Annotated in this window: 18 protein-coding genes; 10 read left to right on the top strand and 8 right to left on the bottom strand. The window is 73.4% G+C overall.

Going from position 1 to position 21,823, the window contains the following annotated elements; translation table 11 throughout:
- Positions 1-17 precede the first annotated feature (17 nt).
- Positions 18-1,433, bottom strand: a complete 1,416-nt coding sequence (gene eccB, locus O7610_RS23450; protein ID WP_289211863.1) for a type VII secretion protein EccB — start codon at positions 1,431-1,433, stop codon at positions 18-20.
- A gap of 124 nt (positions 1,434-1,557) precedes the next feature.
- On the opposite strand from eccB, the gene O7610_RS23445 reads away from it, so the two are divergent.
- Entirely contained in the window at positions 1,558-2,316 is a 759-nt protein-coding gene (locus O7610_RS23445; RefSeq protein ID WP_281552616.1) for an SUKH-3 domain-containing protein, read from the top strand.
- Positions 2,317-2,340: 24 nt separating this feature from the next.
- Here the strand turns inward: O7610_RS23445 and eccD are convergent, their stop codons facing one another.
- Positions 2,341-3,726 carry a type VII secretion integral membrane protein EccD gene (gene eccD, locus O7610_RS23440; protein WP_281552615.1) on the bottom strand — a complete coding sequence of 462 codons (1,386 nt, stop codon included), beginning with the start codon at positions 3,724-3,726 and terminating at the stop codon, positions 2,341-2,343.
- 125 nt (positions 3,727-3,851) lie between these two features.
- Between eccD and eccCa the strand changes: the two genes are divergently transcribed.
- The 5 genes from eccCa to O7610_RS23415 all read left to right on the top strand — a co-directional run bounded on the left by eccCa (position 3,852) and on the right by O7610_RS23415 (position 12,003).
- Positions 3,852-7,808, top strand: a complete 3,957-nt coding sequence (gene eccCa / locus O7610_RS23435; RefSeq protein ID WP_289211862.1) for a type VII secretion protein EccCa — start codon at positions 3,852-3,854, stop codon at positions 7,806-7,808.
- 77 nt (positions 7,809-7,885) lie between these two features.
- Positions 7,886-8,482, top strand: coding sequence for a hypothetical protein (locus O7610_RS23430; protein WP_289211861.1), 597 nt, complete (start codon positions 7,886-7,888; stop codon positions 8,480-8,482).
- Between the two features lie 31 nt (positions 8,483-8,513).
- Positions 8,514-10,175, top strand: coding sequence for a hypothetical protein (locus O7610_RS23425; protein WP_289211860.1), 1,662 nt, complete (start codon positions 8,514-8,516; stop codon positions 10,173-10,175).
- Positions 10,176-10,282: 107 nt separating this feature from the next.
- Positions 10,283-11,563, top strand: coding sequence for a S8 family serine peptidase (locus O7610_RS23420; protein WP_289211859.1), 1,281 nt, complete (start codon positions 10,283-10,285; stop codon positions 11,561-11,563).
- Entirely contained in the window at positions 11,542-12,003 is a 462-nt protein-coding gene (locus O7610_RS23415) for a hypothetical protein (RefSeq protein ID WP_289211858.1), read from the top strand. Before O7610_RS23420 ends, O7610_RS23415 begins: the two co-directional genes overlap by 22 nt.
- Before the next feature lie 7 nt (positions 12,004-12,010).
- Here the strand turns inward: O7610_RS23415 and O7610_RS23410 are convergent, their stop codons facing one another.
- From O7610_RS23410 to O7610_RS23400, 3 genes are read right to left on the bottom strand one after another with little or no spacing between them, the layout of a single operon-like run.
- Positions 12,011-13,282 carry an SseB family protein gene (locus tag O7610_RS23410; protein ID WP_281552609.1) on the bottom strand — a complete coding sequence of 424 codons (1,272 nt, stop codon included), beginning with the start codon at positions 13,280-13,282 and terminating at the stop codon, positions 12,011-12,013.
- The gene (locus O7610_RS23405) at positions 13,279-13,770 is read right to left on the bottom strand and encodes an SUKH-3 domain-containing protein (RefSeq protein ID WP_289211857.1); all 492 of its coding nucleotides are present in this window, start codon (positions 13,768-13,770) and stop codon (positions 13,279-13,281) included. The genes O7610_RS23410 and O7610_RS23405 overlap by 4 nt, the downstream gene beginning before the upstream one ends.
- Positions 13,770-14,153 (bottom strand): YwqJ-related putative deaminase, encoded by a 384-nt coding sequence (locus tag O7610_RS23400; RefSeq protein WP_289211856.1) that lies wholly within the window; start codon positions 14,151-14,153, stop codon positions 13,770-13,772. Before O7610_RS23400 ends, O7610_RS23405 begins: the two co-directional genes overlap by 1 nt.
- 209 nt (positions 14,154-14,362) lie before the next feature.
- Between O7610_RS23400 and O7610_RS23395 the strand changes: the two genes are divergently transcribed.
- Genes O7610_RS23395 through O7610_RS23385 form a run of 3 tightly spaced genes read left to right on the top strand, consistent with a single transcriptional unit; the run spans position 14,363 to position 18,267 of the window.
- Complete coding sequence (locus tag O7610_RS23395) at positions 14,363-16,042, top strand: right-handed parallel beta-helix repeat-containing protein (protein WP_281567174.1); 1,680 nt, start codon at positions 14,363-14,365, stop codon at positions 16,040-16,042.
- 3 nt (positions 16,043-16,045) lie between these two features.
- Positions 16,046-17,581: a type VII secretion protein EccE gene (gene eccE / locus O7610_RS23390; RefSeq protein WP_281552606.1), complete on the top strand. Its 1,536-nt coding sequence runs from the start codon at positions 16,046-16,048 to the stop codon at positions 17,579-17,581.
- Complete coding sequence (locus tag O7610_RS23385) at positions 17,578-18,267, top strand: hypothetical protein (RefSeq protein WP_281552605.1); 690 nt, start codon at positions 17,578-17,580, stop codon at positions 18,265-18,267. The genes eccE and O7610_RS23385 overlap by 4 nt, the downstream gene beginning before the upstream one ends.
- 28 nt (positions 18,268-18,295) lie before the next feature.
- Here the strand turns inward: O7610_RS23385 and O7610_RS23380 are convergent, their stop codons facing one another.
- Genes O7610_RS23380 through O7610_RS23370 form a run of 3 tightly spaced genes read right to left on the bottom strand, consistent with a single transcriptional unit; the run spans position 18,296 to position 20,530 of the window.
- Positions 18,296-18,880 (bottom strand): FtsX-like permease family protein, encoded by a 585-nt coding sequence (locus O7610_RS23380; protein ID WP_281552604.1) that lies wholly within the window; start codon positions 18,878-18,880, stop codon positions 18,296-18,298.
- The gene (locus O7610_RS23375) at positions 18,801-19,829 is read right to left on the bottom strand and encodes an FtsX-like permease family protein (protein ID WP_289211855.1); all 1,029 of its coding nucleotides are present in this window, start codon (positions 19,827-19,829) and stop codon (positions 18,801-18,803) included. Before O7610_RS23375 ends, O7610_RS23380 begins: the two co-directional genes overlap by 80 nt.
- On the bottom strand, positions 19,826-20,530 hold the full coding sequence (locus O7610_RS23370; protein ID WP_289211854.1) for an ABC transporter ATP-binding protein: 705 nt from the start codon (positions 20,528-20,530) through the stop codon (positions 19,826-19,828). The genes O7610_RS23375 and O7610_RS23370 overlap by 4 nt, the downstream gene beginning before the upstream one ends.
- A 33-nt stretch (positions 20,531-20,563) precedes the next feature.
- Here O7610_RS23370 and O7610_RS23365 point away from each other — a divergent pair, with 33 nt between their 5' ends.
- Positions 20,564-21,817, top strand: coding sequence for an ABC transporter permease (locus O7610_RS23365; RefSeq protein WP_289211853.1), 1,254 nt, complete (start codon positions 20,564-20,566; stop codon positions 21,815-21,817).
- Positions 21,818-21,823: the final 6 nt, after the last annotated feature.

The raw sequence follows: 21,823 nt of genomic DNA, 5'->3' as shown, positions 1-21,823 counted from the left end.
CTGATCCACAATAGTCCTCAGGCCGGTTCTCTGGCCGCCCCCGGATCCAGCGCCGGACCGGCCGGCAGGCGTACCACCAGGCTGGCGGGTAGCCGCACCGGCTCCACCTCGGGGTAGCCGAGCATCGCGGCGACCGCCCGGCCCGGCAGCGGATAGCGGATACCGAGGTCGGTCACCAGGGTCAGGGTGCCGGCCGGGGCGGCCGGGGCGGGCATCGACTCGACCAACGCGCCGTGGCCGGGCTCGATCACCACCCGGTCCGCCAGCGGTACGCCGTCGGCGGTGCGTGCCGGGGTGACGATCGCCTGCGTCGGCGGCTCGACCTGCGCGTCGACCAGCACCTGCGGCTGGTGACTGCCCGGCGGATAGCCGGCGCAGACGCTCTGCCGGCCATCGGTCAGCCGCAGGATGTCCGGCCGGCGCTGCGGCGACCGGGCGCCGGTCTCCCCGGACCCGGCCGCCCGGGGCGCGCCGACCACGGTGGCGGCGGCGACCGGCCGCGCGGTCGGCGGCTCGCCACCGTACGCGTCCCGGGTGCCCGGATCGGCGAGCAGCACCTCGGCCTGCAACTCGGTCAGCGGTGCCAGCCGGTCCCGTTCGGCAAGGTAGTACTGCCGGTCGCCGGTCTGGTTCTCGACCACGTAGATCGAGCCGGTGACCGCGTCCGGCAGTGCGGTCGACGGCTCGCCGCGGCCGGGCACCGGCCGGCTGCCGATCGGCTCCCCGGCCGGCAACGCGTTCAGCCAGGCCCCGCCGACCAGCACAACGGGCTCGGACCGCAGCGCCAGACCTTCCAGGACGATGTCCTCGTCGACCACTTCGTGTCGCTGGTCCCGCCAGATCAACTGCAGGTGCCCGGTGTCGGCGTCGCGGACCAGCAGCGCCCCGTCGCCGGTGGGCCGGCCACCGACCGGCGGCCGGCCGACGGTCAGCACCGTGGTGGTCACCAGCTCACCGGACTCGTCCCGGACGGCCTGGGAGCACAGTGTCCACCCGCCGGTCAGGATCCGCTTCGCGTCGGGCAGCGCGTCCGGTGCATCCGGGATGCCGATCCGAGCGCCACGCGGCGTACCGGCCAGGGAGTTGCGTGACACGTCGGTCACCGGGGCGAAGGACTCCAGCGCCAGCAGCGCCGAGGCGTAGTTGACCACCGGGTGCAGGTGACCCTCGCGGTAGAGGTACCTGGTGCCGGTTTCCTTCTCCAGGATCACCGAGGCGCCGTCCTGCCAGCTGGTCGCTCCACCGGGGATGATGAAGCCGAACACCCCGACCGCGCCGAGGCACAGCACCGCCAACATGATCCCACCGAGGCCCGCGCCGCCGAGCCGCTGGAACGGGGCGACCGCCGGATCCGGGTCCCTGGCCACCAGCGCGGACGTCATCCGCTGCACGAAGAACTGGTACGACTGGACCTGGTCGCGCCGCGACGGCATGCCTGGCTTCCTTCCACCCGTCAGCGCCGCGCGGCTGCACCACCACGCGGCGTGCTGCCTACCATAGGGTCCGGTGACGACGGCGTACTTTGGGGTCTCGCCCGTAGCCCGGAAGGAAACATCGATGCTCGGTCGCGACGAGGCGCTGGACCTGGCCCGCCAATGGGCGACCGAGCACGGCGCCGGCACCGACGAACGGATCGGCCTGCACGAGTTCGAGCACGGATACGTCGCCTGGCTGATCCCCACCGACGACGCGGGTAGTCGCACGGCCGGGCCGCCGGCCGGCTCCGGGTCGCCGCGGATCGTGATCGACCGGGAGTCCGGCGAGGTCAGCCAGTGGCCGCCGGTCCCGGTGACGGTTGTCGCCGAGCGGTACACCGCCGCGCGGGCCGCCGACCGCCGGTTCCCGCCGGACGTCCGGCCGGTGCTGGAAGCCGCCGGCTGGTTCCCCGGCCGGGACGTCTCCGCGATGGTCGACCAGTGGGTCGGCCGATGGGCTGGTGAGCTCGACGGGCTGGTCATGACACCGGTCGCCCGCGCGGCGCTGACCGAGTTCGGCGGGCTGACCATCGCCCAGTTCGGCGCCGACGGCACCGCCGACGCCGGCTTCCCGACCTTCGTCCACCCGGTACGCAGCGGCCTGGTCACCGAGGAGGCCCGGGTCTTCGCCGGCGAGTACGACCATCCGGTGTTCCCGCTCGGCGGAAACTCGGACGGCCCCGCCGAGCTGGTCGTCGACGCCGCCGGTCGGGTCCTGCTGCTGCACTGGGCCGGCTACCAGTACGTCGCCGACGACGTCGACACGGCCCTGATCCGGCTGGTCCGGGGCGGCCCGTTCCCGCCGCTGCGCCCGGAGCAGATCGCCGGGCCGGCCGACTGACAGCCGGCTGACCAGCCGGAACCGTCAGCCGTTGATCGCCCGCATGAAGCCGTACAGGCCGAGCACGGCGCAGGCCACCGGCACCACCGCCAACTGCAGCACCACGTCCAGCCCGTCGCCGAGCCGGGCCAGCCGGGGCGTCGGCGGGCGCCGGCTGTAGACCATCCCGGCCGCCAGCACCAGCGCCACCACCAGCAGCACCACCGGCAGCAGGGCCAGCCGGGTACCCGCCGCCATCCCACCCGTACCGATCAGGGTCAGCAGGCCGACACCGACCAGGCCGCCGGCCAGCAGCGGCACCCGGTGCCGGACGGTCGAGACCAGCCGGGCCCGCAGCAGCTGACCGGCCGTCACCACCGCGACCAGCAGCACCGCGCCGGCCGTCGCCGAGAAGGTCAGCACCGCAGACCCGGCGGCGACCACCACGGCGGTACCGAACATCAGGCCGGTCAGCACCTCGTCGGCGCGGGCCGTCGCCCGGTAGATCTCCGCCCGGTCCGGCTGCGGATCGTCGCGGACCAGGTCCTCAGCGGTACGCGGCAGCGCCGGCATCGGCAGCTTGCCCGCCCGGACCGAGATCAGCGGCAGCGCCGGCAGCAGCAGGGTCACCGCGGCCACCAGGACCGCTGCGGCGCGCGGCCCGTCCAGCGGCCCGACGGCCAGCAGCGCCCCGGTCGTCCCGCTGACTCCGGTGAAGAGCGCCGCCACGAAGACCCGGCCGGCGTCGCCGACGCCGAGCATGCCGAGCACCCCGGTCAAGGTCAGCGCCGCCGAACCGACCAGCAGGTGCGGTGCCCCCAGCCCGGTGACCGGTTCGCCGCCGGCCAGCGACACCGCGCCGCCGGCGAAGGCGTACGGCAGGGCCAGGGCGGCGAGCGCCGCGCCGGCCAGCGAGTCGGCCATCGCCCGGGACAGCAGCACGCCGACCGCGACGAGGACGGCTGCGGTGCCGAGCAGGGCCGCCCCGGCGGCCACCCCGGTGCCGTCGGCGGTCACCACCGCGACCAGGGCGAGCAGCAGCAGAACGGCCCCGGCAAGCAGGCCGGTAAGCCGGGTGGCGGCCGGCGTCCAGGGCAGCCCGCGCCGGCGGGCACCGGCGGCGATCGCCTCCATCAGGTCGTCGTAGGCCAGCTCCGGCCACTCGGTGCGGCGGGGCAGCAGATGCAGCATCTCGCCGTCGCGGACCTGCTGCGCGGCGAGCGTACGGTTGAGGTCCAGGGTGGATCCGTTGGTACGGCGCAGCGCCCAGCCGCCGTCGGCCGTACCGTCGGAGGGGTTCTCGTCGGCCTGCCGCAGCACCGCCGGGAGCAGCCCGACCAGCGGCAGGTGTTCGGGCAGGGCGAGGTCGATGCGTCGGGTCGGCGCCACGACGGCGATCCGGGCGAGTCCGGTTCCGGCCTGGGTGACCACTGCTGACTCCTCATCAAGCCGCGCGGGCTGTCCTGACTCGAGAAGGCTACCTACCATGTGCCGGTGCCATCGGTGCCGGTAGCGACCCGGCTTCCGGGTGTGACGACGACGGGGAGGATCGATCCGTGGGTACGGTGGTGATACGGCGTCCGGCCCGCCGGCCCGAGCCGGAGTACCCGTCCGGCGAGGTCCTGCTCGACGCGCCGCCCGAGGTGCCGGCGCCGACCGGACGGTCCTGGGGGCAGCTGATGATGCTGCTGCCGATGCTGGCCGGCTCTGTCGCAATGGCGTTGATGTACGCCGGCCGGGGCGGTTCGACACTCAGCTACGTCGCCGGTGGCCTGTTCGGCCTCTCCGCGCTCGGCATGCTCGCCACCCAACTGTCCAATCAGGCTGGTGGGCCGAGCCGGCAGGAGATGGCGCAGCGGCGACGCGAGTACCTGGCGCATCTGTCGCGGCAGCGACGCCGGGTCCTACGGACCGTACGCCAGCAGCGGGAGGCCGCGTTCTACCGGCACCCCGACCCGCAGACGCTGTGGTCGGTGCCGGTCGGCCCCCGGCTGTGGGAGCGCCGACGCGGCGACCCCGACTTCGCCACCGTACGGGTCGGTCTCGGGCCGCAGGAGCTGGCGACGCCGCTGGTCCCACCGCCGCCGACCGCGCTGGAGAAACTGGAGCCGATGTGCGCGTTGGCGCTGCGACGGTTCCTGACCAGCTACGCGACCGTGCCGCAGCTGCCCGTGGACATGGCGCTGCGCGGCTTCGCCCGGGTGCATCTGCGCGGCGACCCCGACGCCGCCCGGGCCCTGGTCCGGGCGGTGATCGCCCAGGCCACCGCGTTCCACGCGCCGGACGACATACTGGTGGCGGTCTGTCCGGCCCCGGCCCGGCGGGAGCACTGGGAGTGGGTCAAGTGGCTGCCGCACGCCCTGCACCCGACCCGCACCGACGCGACCGGCGCGCTGCGACTGGTGTCGCCGACCGTGACCGGCCTGGAGGCGATGCTCGACGACGTGCTCACCAACCGGCCCCGGTTCAACCTCACCGGCGGCGGCTCCGCCACCACCTCCGGACCGCACCTGCTGGTGGTGCTCGACGGTGGGGACCCGGCCGGCTCCGATCATCTGATGACCGACGGCGGTGTGGAAGGGGTGACCATCGTCGACCTATCCGAGCCACCGCCCCGGGTGCTCGACCGGGCCCGGCTGGTGCTGGAGGTCGCCGCCGACGGGTCGATGACCAGCGTCACCCTGGACGGCCGGGCGCCGATCGGCACCGCCGACACCTGCACGATCGCGGAGGCGGAGGCGTTGGCGATGGAGCTGGCGCCGCTGCGGCTGTCCGCCGCGTCCCGTGGCGAGCAGCCGCTGCACCTGGAGCAGGACCTGGCCGACCTGCTCGACCTGGGGGATCCGTACGAGTTCGACGTGGACCGGGCGTGGACGCCCCGGCCGAACCGGGACCGGCTGCGGGTGCCGCTCGGGCTGACCCCGGACGGCACCCCGGTCGAGCTGGACCTCAAGGAGTCCGCGCAGGACGGCATGGGCCCGCACGGCCTGCTGATCGGCGCCACCGGCTCCGGCAAGTCGGAGCTGCTGCGCACCCTGGTGCTGGCGCTCGCCGCCACCCACTCGTCGGAGACGCTGAACTTCGTACTGATCGACTTCAAGGGCGGGGCGACGTTCACCCGGCTGGACAAGCTGCCGCACACCAGCGCGGTGATCACCAACCTCTCCGACGAGCTGCCGCTGGTCGACCGGATGACCGACGCGATCAACGGCGAGCTGGTCCGCCGGCAGGAGCTGCTCCGCTCGGCCGGCAACTACGCATCGCAGCGCGACTACGAGAAGGCCAGGGCGGCCGGGGCGCCGCTGGAACCCATGCCGGCGCTGCTGATCATCTGTGACGAGTTCTCCGAACTGCTGACCGCCAAGCCGGACTTCATCGACATGTTCGTGCAGATCGGACGGGTCGGCCGGTCGTTGAGCGTGCATCTGCTGCTCGCCTCGCAACGGCTGGAGGAGGGCCGGCTCCGTGGGCTGGACACCCACCTGTCGTACCGGATCGGCCTGCGGACCTTCTCCGCGATGGAGAGCCGGGTGGTGCTCGGCGCCACCGACGCGTACGAACTGCCCCGCTCCCCCGGCCACGGCTACCTGCGGTTCGGCACCGAACCGCTGGTACGGTTCCGGGCCGCGTACGTCTCCGGCACGTACCGCAGCAAGACCGCCGAGGCGGTCGCCGCCGGCGACGGCGACGACCGGGTCCAGGAGTACACCACCCAGTACGTCGCACCCCGGCTACCGGCCGACGCCCGGCAGCCGGCACCCGAACCGGCCGACCCCACCGGCGAAAGCCTGCTCGACATCCTGGTCAGCCGGCTCACCGGCCGAGGTAGACCGGCCCACCAGGTGTGGCTGCCGCCGCTCGGCGACCCGCTGACCCTCGACCAGCTGCTCTCGCCGCTGGTCGCCGACCCGGAACGTGGCATCACCGCCGCCAGCCCGACGCTGCAGGGCGAGCTGCGGGCCGCCGTCGGCCTCATCGACAAGCCGTTCGAGCAGCGCCGCGACGTGCTCTGGCTGGAGCTCGGCGGCTCCGCCGGGCACACCGTCATCGTCGGCGGGCCGCAGAGCGGCAAGAGCACCCTGCTGCGTACGGTCGTGTCGTCGCTCGCCCTCACCCACACCCCGCGTGAGGTGCAGGTCTACTGCCTCGACCTGGGCAGCGGGGCGCTCACCACGCTGCGTGACCTGCCGCAGGTCGGCGGGGTCGCCACCCGGCTGGACGCCGGCCAGGTCCGCCGGACCATCGCCGAGCTGCGGCTGCTGATGGCCCAGCGGGAACGCCGGTTCGCCGAGAACCGGATCGACTCGATGGCCACCTACCGGCGGGAACGCCGGCACGGCGGGCACACCGACGACCCGTTCGGCGACGTGTTCCTGGTGATCGACGGCTGGGCGGCGGTACGCGCCGAGTTCGAGGACCTGGAGCCGGCGATCAACGACATCGCCAACCGGGGGCTGTCGTTCGGCGTACACCTGGTGGTCAGCGCCGGCCGGTGGATGGACCTGCGGCCGGCGGTACGCGACGTCTTCGGCACCCGGCTGGAGCTGCGCCTCGCCGGCGCCAGCGACTCCAACCTGGACCGGCGGGCGGCGATGAACGTGCCGGACAAGTCGCCCGGCCGGGGCATCACCCCGGACGGCATGCAGTTCCTCGCCGCCCTGCCACGCACCGACGGCGACGCCGACGCCGGCACCCTCACCGACGGTGCCCGGCGGTTCGTCACCGACGTCGCCGCCGCCTGGCAGGGCCCGGGTGCGCCACCGGTGCGGCTGCTGCCGGCCGTGGTGCCGTACGACTCGGTGCCGGACACCGGACGCCCCGGCGTGCCGATCGGCATCGCCGAGGTCGACCTGCAGCCGGTGCACCTGGACCTGAGCACCGATCCGCACTTCATCGTGTTCGGCGACGGCGAGTCCGGCAAGAGCAGCTTCCTGCGGGCGCTGGCCCGGGGCGTCACCGACCGCAACGACCTGACCCAGGCCCGGCTCATCGTCGTCGACTACCGGCGCAGCCTGCTCGGCGACATCAGCGAGAAACACCAGATCGGGTACGGCACCTCGGCGGACGTCACCGCCGGCATGCTGACCGAGGTGGTCAACGTGATGCGTGACCGGCTGCCCCCGGCGGACGTGACCCCGGAGCAGCTGCGTACCCGCAGTTGGTGGCGTGGCCCCGACCTGTACATCCTGGTTGACGACTACGACCTCGTCGCCGGTGGCGGCGGCAACCCGCTGCTGCCGCTGCTGGAGTTCCTGCCGCAGGCCCGCGACATCGGGCTGCACCTGGTGATCGCCCGGCGTAGCGGCGGCGCCAGCCGGGCGCTGTACGAACCGATCCTGATGCGACTGCGGGAACTCAGCTCGCCGGGCCTGGTGATGTCCGGCAGCCGTGACGAGGGGGTGCTGCTCGGCAACGTCCGGCCCGGCCCGCTGCCGCCGGGGCGGGGCTGGCTGGTCACCAGGCGGGGAGGCACCCGGCTGGTCCAGTTGCTCCATTTACCGTCCACATCGTGACTCTCGGTCCACGACAATTGCGGTGACGCGATAGTTTTGTGGATGCCGATACGCGCGTGGGGCCTGGGGGAGGGATCATGGCGGACGACAGCTGGCTGGTCAACGAGACGATCGACGTCGACATCGAGCAGCTCGACGACTTCGCCCAGTGTGTGATGGACGAGCTGCGGCTCAACTTCCAGCCGAGCCTGGCGAGCGGCATCAACCACATGCTCACCATCCCGGTGCCGTTCGGCGGGTCGGGGATGTCCGAGGGCCGGTTCTTCCAGGGCCGGCACGACGAGAACCGCGAGGCGGCCACCCTGCTGCTCGGCGAGGTGGCGAAGGGCCTCGCCTCGCTGGCGACCGCCGCCAAGTCGATCTCCGCCGAGTACCTCGACGGCGACGCCCTGGTCGCGGCCGACCAGATGACGATCTTTAACGCCTTCGCCGCGCTCGACGGGCAGGAGACCCTGGAAGGCCACTGGCAGGACCCGGAGAGCGGCATCGAGGATCCGAGTCTGGTGGTCGATCCGGACGAGGAAACCTCCTCCTACGCCCCCGAGGCGGCCGACCGGGACCTGTCGCTGTACGAGGCCGAGACGATCGGTGAGGGCGACGGCGCCTACGACATCCGCGCCGACGACGAGGACATGCACGACGACGAGCTCGACAGTCCGTCGGCCGATCACTGAACAGCGCGCATAGCGACGTCGAGGAGCGGGGATGTCCGACGAGTACTTCGGCTGGCAGCCGGTGTCGATCCCGTACGTGAACGCCGTGAACGACTACGTCGTCCACGACTACTCGGATCCGAACCAGCGCTACGAACCCACCGTCTGGGCCAAGGAGACGACCAGCATCGAGACGATGTGGAGTTGGATCCAGAACGAGAGCGACGAGCGGGTGATCGCCGTCGCCGACATGTGGCACCGGATCGGCGTGCTGCTCGACAGCACCCGCACCAACCTGCAGCGGTACGCGACGGCGCTGGCCGCCAAATGGCAGTCACCGGCCGGTGAGTACTTCATGCAACGGGTGGGCGCCACCCTCTACTCGCTCGACGAGTGGAAGGAGGCCGCCGACAGTAACCGCCGTGGCCTGGAGCAGCTGGCCGGCAAGATCGAGTCGACCCAGCAGGAGTTCCGCAGCCTCTGGGAGCAGTACACCGTGGAGGCGGCCGACCCGGACAACGGCCTGCAGTGGTCCGACGCGTACGACTGGATCCCGGGCACCACCGGCCGGACCCGCAAAGACGTGATGGACGACTACTTCGAGCGTGCCCGGGACATCATCAAGCCGTTGGCCGACATGTACATCGACGTGTACCTGAGCCACATCACCCGGGGCAGCACCTTCCGGGGCCCGACCGACGCGGCGGTGGTCTACCAGACCGTCACGCCTACCGGCATGCCGTCTACCCCTATTGCTGGCCCGCCTGACGGCGGGCCGGGCGCACCACCCCGGCCGGAGTTCGTGGGGCGCGGGGAGTCACCCACCGACCCCGGGCTGGGCCGGGGCGCACCGTCACCCACGCCACCGCCGCCGGTGCCGGACGGGCTGCACCTGGCCGGGGGCACCGTCGCCCCGCCGACCGCGCCTCCCCCGGTGCCCAACCTGCCGCAGACCGGTGCCGGCCCGGCGCCGAGCCCGCCACCGGCGGTGGTGCCACCCGGCGTCACCCCCGGGCCACGACCGGGGGCACCGGGGGTCAGCCGACCCGGGCAACCGCTGCCGGGTACGAATCGCCCGAATCCTCCGCTCCGGCCGCCCGGTCCGCCCCGGCCGGCGCTGCCCGGGGCCGGTGGTCCGCCGCCGAACAACCCGGCCAGCCGAGGTCCGGCACCGCAGCGCCCGTCGCTGCCCGGCAGCACCGGACCGACGCCGGGTGGCTCCCGGCCGCCGGGGCCGACCGGCCGCCCCCCGGTCCGACCCACCCCACCGACGACTCCACAGTTGCCCGGCAGCACCGGTGGCCGCCCGGCCGGCGGCGGCACTGGCCGGCCCGCCGCCCCACCCCCCAGCCTGGGCGGCCCACGCAGCCGCCCCGCCGCCCCGAATGCCGGTGGTCCCCGGCTACCGCAGCCGGCCGCACCCGGCTCCGCCGGTCGGCCGGCCCCGGCTGCTCCCCGGCTGTCCGGCCGGTCCGGACCGACGAAGCCCGGCGGTGCCAAGGGCCCGGGCCCGGTGCTGGGCGGGCAGCGGGGTGCCGGCCCAGCCGGTGGCACCAGCCGCACCAGCCGCAAGGCCGACGACCGGCAGCAGACCTGGGGGTACGGCGACGGTGACGACGAGCTGTGGCAGACCGACCCGCCGGCTCCCGGCACCATCGACACCCCCGACGAGAAGCCGCCGCAGCAGCAGGGCCGGAGCTTGGGCCGGCGATGAGGCCGGCACACGGCCGAGCTGAGCCGGACGAAGCACCCGAAGCAGTATCATCCGGACACAGCGCCGGGTCGCCCGGCGACTACCCGACGGAGAGGTGTGCTCCGCCCATGCGTGCTTCCCGGCGGTTTCTCGGCCTGGTGGCAGCCGGGCTGCTCGGGCTGCTCGGCACGGTCCCGCTGCCCGCCGGGCCAGCGCAGGCCGACGAGATTCGGGACCAGTCCTGGCACGTCGAGGCGATGCGGCTGCCCGAGGCGCACCGGATCACCCAGGGCGAGGGGGTGACCGTCGCGGTGGTCGACACCGGCGTCGACGCCTCCCACCCCGACCTGCGGGACAACGTCCTCGCCGGCGCGGACATGTACGACCGCGACAGCAAGGGCCACGTCGACCGGCGCAACCACGGCACCGGGGTAGCGTCGCTGATCGCCGGGCACGGGCACGGGCCCGGCAGCCGCGACGGAGTGCTCGGGGTGGCGCCGAAGGCCAAGATCCTGCCGGTCGCGATCAGCAGCCCGACCACCGACATCATCCCGCCCCGGAATCTCGCGACCGGGATCAACTGGGCGGTCAACAGCGGTGCCGACATCATCAACGTCTCGCTCGCCGGATCGTCCGACCCGACGCTGGAACAGGCCGTCGAGAACGCGTACAGGCGCGGAGTCATCGTCGTCGCCGGCATCGGTAACCGCAGTGACGTGCTGATCGGCCAGCCGGCCCGGAGCGAGTGGACCATCGCGGTCACCGGAAGTGGGCCGAACAACTCGACGAGCGACTTTTCCATCCAAGCAGAGCAGACGCACCTGGCAGCACCGGGTGTCGACCTCATGCAGGCCGGCCCAGACGGGCAGTACTTTATTGGTAGTGGCTCAAGCGGCGCCACCGCGTTGGTGTCGGGGGCGTTCGCGCTGCTCAAGGCGCGGTATCCGGACGAGGACCAGGGCAAGCTGTTCCAACGGCTGGTCGGTACGGCGTACGACGCCGGGCCGCCCGGCAAGGACCTCGACTTCGGCTGGGGCATCCTGGACATCCACGCGGCGCTCACCACCGAGCCGGACGACCGGGCCAGCCCACGGCCGTCGCCGACCGCCAGCGACCCCGTCGCCTACCTGCCGCCCGAGCCGGGCTACGAATTCGGGCTCGACGAACTGATCGGCATGCTGATCTTCTTCACCATCCTCGGCACGGTGGTCACCGGCATCGTACTGCTGATCCGGTGGCTGCGGCGCCGGGCGAGACGTCCGGCCGGCTCCCGGGATGGTCCACCGCCGATGGCCGACGTCGGTGCACCGGTACCAGCGCCGGCGGCCCAGGCCGGGCCCGATCAGCCGACCGGGGGCGAGCCACCGACCGCCGAGGACGATTCGGTATGGCGTCCACCGAGCCGGTGAACGTACCCGGGCCGGACGCCACCCCCGCCACCGGCCGGCGGCCACCTGTCGTCGTCGCCGCCGTACTGCTGACCATCCCCACCGCTGTCCTCTGGCTGGTCGCGGGTATCGCGTTCCTGGTCGTCACCTACCGCGCCGAGGGTGACGCGAAGTTCCTACTGTGGATCATCGCGTTCGCGATCCTCGGCCTCTGCCTGCTGCTGGTCTTCATGACCTTGGCCGGTATGCGGATCGTCTGGGTCGGCGGGCCGAACATGCTGCGGGCCCCGGCCGGGTTCACCGCCGGGCTGCTCCTCGTCGTGCTGGGCGGCCTGCTGCTGTTCGGCAAGATCGAATACCACCCGACGATGCTGCTGCCGATGGTCGTCGGAGCGCTGGCCGGACTGGCGGTGATCCTGCTCGCCACCCCGCCCGCGCGGCGCTGGCTGGCTAAGCAGTAGTCGCCGCTCAGCCGATGCTCGCGGCCGGCGGCGGCTCCACCGGCAGCCAACGTCGGCCGCCCCGGTCGAACCGGGCCAGCAGCTCGTCCCTGCCGTCCTGGTGCAGCACGTGCAGCTCGGCTCCGTCCGGCACGGCCAGTGCCCGCTGCTGCGGCCGCTCGTCGAGCCAGGTCACCGGGGTGTCCGGGCCGGGTTCCCACCGTACGACCGGCACCCACTCGTCGGCGGCGGTGAACGGCGATTCCGGCCCGAGCAGGCCCAACCGGGCGTACAGCCGATCGGGGGTGTCCCGGCCGGGGCCGTGCCAGCGGTGCACCGGGCCGGCCATCCGGTCGTAGCCGTCCGCCACGAACGCGTGCAGGTGGCGGTGCGGGACGACCAGCTGCATCCGGACCGGAACGTCCGGGTCCGCCCCGGCCCGATCCGCGTCGGCACGGTCCGCGTCGGCACCCTCGGTCACGGTCCGGCGCAGTTCGTCGAGCCACCGGCTGACCTGCCGGACCGCCTCTCCGGGCAGGCTCACCGCCGACGCGGTGCCCGGGTTGACGGCGAGCTGCCAGCGCGGGTCCGGCCAGTTCGCGAAGAGTCGCACGCTGGAGGCGACGACCGACGGCGGCGGCACGTCGAACACCTCAGCCAGCATCGCCGGGGAGGTGAAGACCGGCACCGACGGTTGTCCCGCCTCGTCGGGCAGACACCACCAGGGGAACCGGGGGTCGGCCAGGTCGGTCGCGGCGGCGTCGGGGTCGGCGTCCGGCGGCATCGGTACGGTGAACTCGACCCGTAGCAGGGCGGCCATCACCGCGTCCGGGTCCTCGGCCGCGACGGCGGCGCGCAGCGCCCGAGCGATGTCGCCGGCATCGGGTGACGGTGCCAGCTCCCGCAGCTGCCCGGCGGTGATCCGGTGGGCGATCGGCAGTCCCGGGTCGACCGCCAGCCACCAGCTGTCGTCGGGGATCGTGGCGACCACCTCGGCCAGGGTGACCGTCACGTACCGTACCGACTCGCCCGGTAGTCCGGCGGCGATGGCCTGCGGCGAGGTGAAGGCCAGTACGTGTGGAGCGCCGTCGTGCTCGACGGTGGGCCAGGCGAACGGTGCCTGACCGGCGGCGGTCTCGGCCGACACCGGCAGCAGCAGCGGCCCGGTGCCGAGCGCCGCCAGGTAGCCCGCCAGGTCGGCGGCGGCGGCCATGCCCGCCTCGGCAGCGGTGGCCGGCCGCCACCCTGCGGAGGCCGACTCGGACAGTGGCTGCGGCCCTGGCTCCGGGTCGGCGGTCACCAGCTGCCGTCCTCGGCGAGCCGGTGCGGCCGTTGACCGAGGATCAGTGCGGTGACGGCCTGCTCCACCGACCGGCCGAGAAACCAGTCGCCGCCGTGGTCCAGCACGAACACCCGCTGTCGGGCGTCGATGGCCAGGATGCCGGTGCCGTCCGCTTCGACGCCGAGCGGGCTGACCGGTACGCCCAGCGTGTCGGCGAGTACGGCGAGGGTGGCGACGGTGTGCACGGCGCGCAGCGGATCGAGGTGGACGGTGCTCGGCGCGACCGCCTCGCCGGGGCCGTCCGGTTCGACGTACAGGCCGCCGAACTCGGCGTACGCCTCGATCGCGGGACCGACCACGGTGTGCTGCCGCCCGTCGGGGCCGACGTGCGCGGCGACCCGCAGGGCCCAGTCGCGGCCCCGCTGCTCGTCGCGCCGGCAGGGCTGCCAGCCGGCTAAGGTCAGGGCGGCCAGCACCTCCGTCGGGAACCGGTCGTCGCCGGGCATCAAAGCGTCTCCATCCCGAACCAGTCGAGCAGTTGGCGGCAGGACCGGCACGGGGCGACCGCCGTGCCGTGGGCCGGATCGTCGGGCTCGCGGATCAGGGTGACCCGGATCCTGGCCGCCCACAGCGCCGCGCGGGCCGCAGCTGGGGACAGTTCGGGGCCGGGCTGGCGCTGCTGTACGGCGTACAGCCGGTCGGAGATCAGCACCGGCTCGGCGCACCGGCCGACGGAGCGTTCCCGCTGGCTGACCGGAAGTTCGTCCAGGATCCGCCGGACCAGCGGGTGCAGCTGTGGGAGATGGTCGCCGCGCACCGAGGTGTGGGTGTGGACCTCGCCGTCGACCAGCAGAGCGGCTGCCGTCAACGGCAGCGTGCGTACCGCCATCACGCTCTCCTTTCCGCCGGTCTTCCGGGTCCGGCCGGAGGCCCCGGGATCCCGCCGTAGAGCGTAGACAACCGGTGCCGGTCGTTGCTGCCTGCTGCGGCCCGGCGGCGACGCGGTCGTTCAGACGCGGTCGTTCACCGGACACCAGGTCTGGTGGCGCTGCGATATCGTCTGAATCCCTTGTCCCACCGTGTACGAAGCCCGGAGCGATGACGCGCACCCTCTTGGTCAGTCCGGACCAGCCAGGCGCCTATCCGTCGATCGGTGACGCGCTCGCGGCGGCGTCCGACGGGTCGGTGGTGGCCGTCGACCCCGGCACCTACTACGAGGCGGTGTTCGTCAACGATCGACAGATCACTGTGGTCGCCGCGCAGGGTGCCGGTTCGGTGACCGTCGACGCCTCCGCCGGCAACTATCCGACCGTGTCCGCCAACGGCGGCACCCTCGAACTGCGTGACCTGGTGCTGCTGGCCGGCGACGCGCCGACGGTGGCGGTCGACCGGGCACGGCTGACGATGACCGGCTGCCAACTGCGGGCCGGGTTCGGCGCCGGCGTCGTGATCGGCAACCGGTCGAGTTTCACGCTGACCCGGTGCACGGTCACCGGGGCGCGGCACGGCCTGGTGGTCGAGGACTCGGACGGCACCGTCGACGGTTGCGAGTTCACCGACCTCGCCGAGGACGGCGTGATCGTGCGGATCGGGGCCGCGCCGACCATCCGGGCGTCGACGATCAGCGGCTGCGGCAACCGGGGCGTCTACATCTACCAGCACGGCCGTCCGGTGCTGGAGACGTGCGAGATCTTTCGGACCGGCGGTGCCGGGGTGGCGGTCGCCCACCAGAGCGCGCCGACGCTGCGGCGCTGCCGGATCCGCGACACCCGTGGGCCGGCGGTCTCTTTCGGTCGGGGCTGTGCGGGCAGTGTCGAGGAGTGCAGCACCGAGAACACGGCGATGCCGGCGTTCGACATCGCCGAGGGGGCCGAGCCGACCATCGTCACCGGTACGGCGAGCCGACGTGCGGTGTTCGGCGCGGCCGCCGCCGCGTCGGCCGGCGGGCCGGACACCGCACGTACCGAGGAGTTGCTGGCCGAGCTCGACGCGATGGTCGGCCTGGAGTCGGTCAAGGACGAGGTACGCGGGCTGATCGACGAGATCCAGGTGAACGAGTGGCGGCGTGGCGCCGGGCTGCCGGTCAGCGCGGTCAGCCACCATCTGATCTTCGCGGGCGCGCCGGGCACCGGTAAGACGACGGTGGCCCGGATCTACGGTGAGCTGCTGGCCGCCCTGGGGGTGCTGTCCGGCGGGCCGTTCCGCGAGGTGTCCCGGCGCGACCTGGTCGGGCAGTACCTGGGCCACACGGCGGAGAAGACGGCCGCCGTCTTCGAGCAGGCTCTGGGCGGTGTGCTCTTCGTCGACGAGGCGTACACCCTGTCCCGGTCGTTCGGCAGTGGTGGGGACTTCGGTCAGGAGGCGATCGACACCCTGGTCAAGCTGATGGAGGATCACCGCGACGAGATCGCGGTGATCGCCGCCGGCTACACCGGGGAGATGCGGCAGTTCCTCGACGCCAACCCCGGCCTGGCGTCCCGGTTCGCCAGGACGATCGAGTTCGGCAACTACACCCCGGAGCAGTTGGTGGTGATCGTCGAGCGGATGGCGGCGAACGACGAGTACCTGCTCGCCGCCGCGGTGCCGGAGGTCCTGCTCGGACACTTCTCGGCGGTGCGGCGGGACGAGAGCTTCGGCAACGCCCGCGAGGCGCGCAAGCTCTTCGAGGGGGTACGCAAGGCGCAGGCGCAGCGGCTGCGCCAGTCCGGCCAGCGGCCCAGCCTGGACGAGCTGCGTTCGGTGACCGAGGCCGACGTCCGTACGGCGACCGGACGCTGAGCGATGACGACCGACCCCGGCCCTCCCGCCGACCAGTCGTCGGGCGCACCGGCCGGCTGGCAGCAGTGGGCACCGCCCCGACAGCGCGACGCCGCGCCGATGCCCGCAGCGGCACCGCCACCTGCAGCCGCACCACCGACGCTGGGTGTGGCCGGCTCGGCCCCCACCTCGGAGCTGCCGATGGTCCACGCTGCCGGACTGTCGACCGGGCAGGTCGCGGGCCGCTCGGCGGCGGCGGCGCGGGCCGCCGTGCCGGTGCCGCCGGCCGGATCAGGATCGGGCCAGCCGACCTCGGACATGATCCCCGGCATCGCCGGGTCGGCAGCTGCGGCGTCGACCCCGGCAGCGACGTCGGGCAGCCGGATCCGGCCCCGGCGGGTCCGCCCCGGCACCGGCCCGTTCGCCATCGGGCAGCTGATCTACTGGCAGCTGGCGGCGACGGTTTTGCTCGCCGCGTACCAGCGGGGGCCGGTCGTGGCGCTGGTGACGGCGGCGGCGCTGGCCGTGCTGCTGGCACCGACGGTGGTCCGACTGCGCGGGCGGTGGCTCTACCAGTGGCTGGCGGTGTGGTTGCGGTACCGGCTGCGGCCCCGGCGGTTGCCGGCCGGTGGCGGCAACCGGGCGGCGGGCCTGCTGCGGTTCGTGGAGCCGACCGCGATAGTGGACGATGTCACGGTCAGCGGCCGGACGATGGCGACGATCAGTCACCGGGGTGGCGTCTGCGCCGTCGTAGAGCTCGACCCTGCCGACGGCTCGCTGTTCGTCGGCTCCGCGCTGAGTCTGCCGTCCCCGGCGGCGCTGCTGCCGGCGGCGGATCCGGCTGCCCCGCCGATCTCGGTGCAGTTGCTCGTTCAGGTCGCGGCGGCACCGCGCGCGCACACCGGCCGAGGGCTGGTGGAGCGCTCCTACCGCGAACTGACCGGCGGTGACGTGCCGGCCCGTCGGCGGGCCTGGCTGGTGCTCCAGGTGATGCGTACGCCGGACAGCTACACCGATCGGGAGCTGGCACCGGCGCTGGTGTCGTCGGTCCGGCGGGTCCAGCGCCAGCTGAAGCAGGACCGGGTGCCGGCCCGGCTGCTGGGCGGCGACGATCTGCTGACCGCTGTCGGCTACCTGGCGCAGCTGCCCAGCCGGCTGGACAGCGGCAACGTCTATGGCACCGCCAGCAACCGGGTCGCCGGCGAGGAGACCTGGCAGGCGTGGTGGAGCGGTGAGGTCCCGCAGGTCTGCCGCCGGCTGCTGCGCTGGCCGGAGCTGCCGTGGCAGCTGGACGACGTGTTGCGGCAGCTGCCGATGGTCGACACGGTGGTGTCGGTCGCCGTCGCCCGGGAGCCGGGGCATCCGACCGAGGCGGCCGCCGGGGACGTGACGGTGTCGGCCGCGGTCCGGCTCACCGCCGCCGATGTGACGACGCTGGCCGTCGGCGACCAGGCCCTGACCGAGGCGGTACGCGAACGCGGCGGGCTGACCGAGCGGATCGACGGTGAGCATGTCCGTGGGCTGGCCGCCACCCTGCCGCTCGGGGGGTTCCTGCCGTGACGGGTCCGTTGTCGATCATCCCGCCGACCGGCCTGCACACCACCGGTCCGGAGGCACTCGGCGACGTACGGTTGCGGGCCGGCGGCGACGGCATGGTCGTCGGGCGCAACCGGCAGGGCGGGCCGGTCGCGGTGCGGCTGTTCCGCCCGGAACCGACCCGGTTGCTGCTGGTCGGCGGGCTGCGCTGCGCGCAGCTGCTCACGCTGCGGGCGATGGCGCTCGGCGCGCACCTGTTCATCCAGACCGCCCGCGAGCCGGACTGGCAGGGGATTCTGCACCAGTGCGGTCTGGGTCGGGAGTCGGCGTCGTTTCTGCCGCCCGGTGCCCAGCCGCCACCACCGCCGTCACCGGCGCATCCCCAGCTGCTGGCGGTGGACGTCGGCCCGGCGATGGGCGGTACGCCGGAGGTGGGGGCGCCGTGGCGAACGACGATGGTGGTCCGCAACGACGTCGGCAGTTGGGATCTCGATCCGCTGGTCCGCAGTGACCTGGTGGTGCTGCAGCGGTTGACCGCCGCCGAAGCGGCACTGGTGGCGTCGGCGTTAGGGTTCACCGAGGCGCAGAGCTGGTTGACCCGGATCCATCCGGAGATGGTCGGCCTGGTCAGTCAGGGCCGGCTGCAGTGGGTGATGCTGCATCCGACGTCGATGGAGTCGGCACTGCTCGGCCCGGTCGGCCGGCCCTGACCGGGCCAGGTCATCTGCCGGTAGCCGATCAGGTCTGCCGGAGTTCCGTCAGGTCGGTGGCGCCGCGCAGGAACAGCAGTCCGACGCCGACCGTGGCCAGGGCGGCCACCATCGCACCGACGCCGAGCAGCGCCAAGTCGTCGAGGGGTACCTGCACCGGCACGGTGATGCCCGGGTGTTCGATCGTCCGGCCGTACTCCGTCCAGTCCTCGGGGGTGCGACAGGCATCCGCCGGATCGCAGAACGTGGTCGTACGCGGGCCGGAGGAGACCTCCGTTCCGAGCGCCCTGGCCATCATCGTGCCGGCGGTCAGCGCCACCAGGGTCGCCGGTAGCAGCGGGGTGAGGGTCTGGACCAGGACCGAGCGGGCCAGCACCCCGCGTGGTACGCCGGTGGCGACGAGTGCCGCGTTGGCACGGCGGCGCTCCACGATGCCTTCGACGACTGCGACGGCCAGACCGGCGGCTGCGATCGCCAGGCCTACCAGGACCGCGATGTGCACCAGGGTGACCGCGTTGAAGTAGAAACTGTTGTCACTCGGACTGTACGGCTGGCCGCTCTGTTCGGCGAGGATCCGGCGGACCCGGTCCCAGCTGCCGAACTCGGCCGCCATGTAGGCGCTGAACCCGGCGGTGCCGGCGCCGAACAGGACGCAGACCAGCAGCCCGGCGAAGGTCCGTGCGCCGTGCCACGGGTCGGCGGTCAGCCGTCGGGCGGCGAGCAGGGTCGCGGGGCGGCGGGCCCACTCGCCGCAGGATCCGCCCGCATGCGTACGAGATCCAGCCCGTACCGGTGGCGACGCCGATCGCGATGGTCAGCGCCCCGGTGAACGCGATGGCCGCGACGCCCCACAGTGGGGCTTCCCGGCCGGCAGCCCAGTCGACGAGCGGCCGGAACAGGAAGGTCACCACCAGGCCGCCGAGGATGAGCAGGCCGGGCCACCACCCGGGCCGCCCTTGCCTGCGCCGGCGCTGTACGCCGAGCGGGGACACGACGACCGTACGCAGCAGGGCGGCGGCGACTGCGGTTGCGAGCAGCGGGATGCCGGCCACGATCAGGATCAGCGACCAGACCGGGGGCAGTACGTCGGTGGGCAGTGGCAGCAGGCCGTGCTCGTCCGGGCGGTGCAGCAGTCGCCGGCCGGCCAGGTACACGGCCAGCCCGGTGACGGAGCCGAGCGCACCGGCCAGCCCGGTTTCGGTGGCGGCCAGCGCCCGGACCTGGCCGGGGGTGCCGCCGGCCAGCCGGATGGCGGCGAGCCGCTGGTCACGGGCGGGCGCACCGAGTCGGGCGCACTGCCCGGCGAGGGCGAGGACCGGGATCGCCAGGAGGAACAGGGCGATGGTGACTCCGGTCCGCAGCTCCGCCTCGGCGATCAGCGCCGGGCCGTACTGCGGGGACCGGTTGGATCTTCCGTCCGGGACGGTCGGCACGGCGATGACCGTGGCGGCGGCCAGGAAGGTGACGGTGGTGAGCAGCGCGGCGGCGGTGAGGACGATCCGTACCGTGTCGGTGCGGGTGCCGACGAGGCCGAGCCGCAGCAGGGTGGCCGGACGGATCACGACCGGGCCGTCCGGGCGACGACTGGGCCGAGCCCGGCCGGGTCGATCTCGCCGTCGCGCAGCATGATCTCCCGGTCGGCGTACCCGGCGACCCGGGGGTCGTGGGTGACGAGCACGACGGAGGTCCGTTGCTCGCGGGCGAGCCGGACCAGCTGGCCGAGGACCTGCTCGCCGGTGAGGCTGTCCAACGCGCCGGTGGGTTCGTCGGCGAACAGCACCCGAGGTTCAGTGATCATCGCGCGGGCCAGCGCGCACCGCTGCTGCTGGCCGCCGGACATCTCGCCGGGCACGGTGTCGGCCTGGTCAGCGACGCCGAGCCGGTCCAGCCAGGTGAGCGCCGCGGTCCGTGCTGCTCGCCGCCCCGTGCCGGCGAGCAGCAGCGGAAGCGCGGCGTTCTCCGCTGCGGTCAGCTCGGGGACGAGCTGACCGAACTGGAACAGCACCCCGAGTTCGGTACGCCGCAGCACGGCGCGGGCCGACTCGGAGAGCAGGTCGATGCGCTGGTCGCGGTAGTGGATCTCACCGGCGTCCGGGCGCAGGATGCCGGCGAGGCAGTGCAGCAGGGTGGACTTGCCGCACCCGCTGGGCCCGGTGACGGCGACGATCTCGCCTTCGGCGACGTCGAGGCTGACGCCACGTAGCGCCGGGGTGGCGCCGTACGAGCGGACGACTCCTCGGCCGGAGAGCAAGGGACTGTTCATTGACGTACCTCCCGGTGCAGGTCGGTCGGCGCGGTGCTGCTGCTGGTCGGCGTGGTGACGCTGCTGCCGTGGCTGGTCGAGGCCGCCGTACGGCGGATGCGCGGCGGGCCGGTCGCCTGGCAGTTGGCGATCCGCCGGCTGCAGGTCGATGGCGGCGGCAACGCCCGGCAGGTGTGCGGGGTCGCGGTCGCGGTGGCCGGCACGATCGCGTTGCAGGCGCTGTTCACCGGCGTCGACGACGACTTCGTCCGACAGACCGGTGCCGACCCGGACCGGGCCAGCCACCTCGCCCATCTCGGCGTACCGGACCGGTCGACCGGCGACGCGCTGTTGACCCGGCTGCGCGCGGTGCCGGGGGTCGACTCGGTCGCCGGATACCGGTCCACCTCGGTGTTCGCCGGCTCCGGCGACGGCGAGAGTGCCGGCGGCGTCGCACACCGCACCGATGAGCTGGTCATCGCCGACTGCCGGGGGCTCGCCGAGCTGATCGTCGCGACCGACTGTGCCGACGGTGCCGTCTTCCGGGTCGCACCGCCTCCCGAACACCTGCGATCCGTGACCGTCGACGAGCAGGGTCGGCTGGTGGAGACACCGGTCGAGCAGATCCGGGCTGGCGAGCGGGTGCAGGTCGCGCCCGGTGGGTACGAGTGGACGATTCCCGTCGACGCCCGACCGGCGCAGTCGCGCGTCGATCCGTACGGGATCGGTCGGTTCGGGATCTTCGCCACGCCGGCCGCGATCGACGTCGACGCGGTCGGCCGGCTGCCGACAACGGCGTACCTGCAGATCGACCCCGGCCAGCCGGACGCGGTCGAGCACGTCCGCAACCTGCTCGCCACCGCCGGACCGATGGACCTGCTGTCCACCCTGTCCGCGACGACCGAGGCGCGGCGGTTCACCAGCGTCCGTCGTGGACTCGTCGTCGGCATCGTCGTCACGCTGCTGCTGATCGCCGCCAGCATGCTGGTCACCATGCTGGAACAGCTGCGCGAACGGCGCCGGCTGCTGGCCATGCTGGACGCGTTCGGCGCACCCCGGCGGGCGCTCGGCTGGGCGGTCGTCTGGCAGCATCTGGTGCCCGTGCTGCTCGGGCTGGTCCTGGCGGTGGCCGCCGGGGTCGGGCTCGGTGCGGTGCTGCTCGGCATGGTCGGCCGCGACCTCGTGGTCAGCTGGTGGACGGTGGCCGGGGCCAGCGCGGCGGGTGCCGGTGTCGTGCTGCTGGTCGCCGCCGCCGGCCTGCCGGCGCTGTGGCGGCTGATGCGCGCCGACGGGCTGCGGACCGAGTGATGCTGG

It is taken from the genome of Solwaraspora sp. WMMA2065, assembly GCF_030345075.1.
GTDB lineage: Bacteria > Actinomycetota > Actinomycetes > Mycobacteriales > Micromonosporaceae > Micromonospora_E.
The sequence above is the reverse complement of the archived record's forward strand: the minus strand, read 5'-3'. Positions and strand labels throughout refer to the sequence as shown.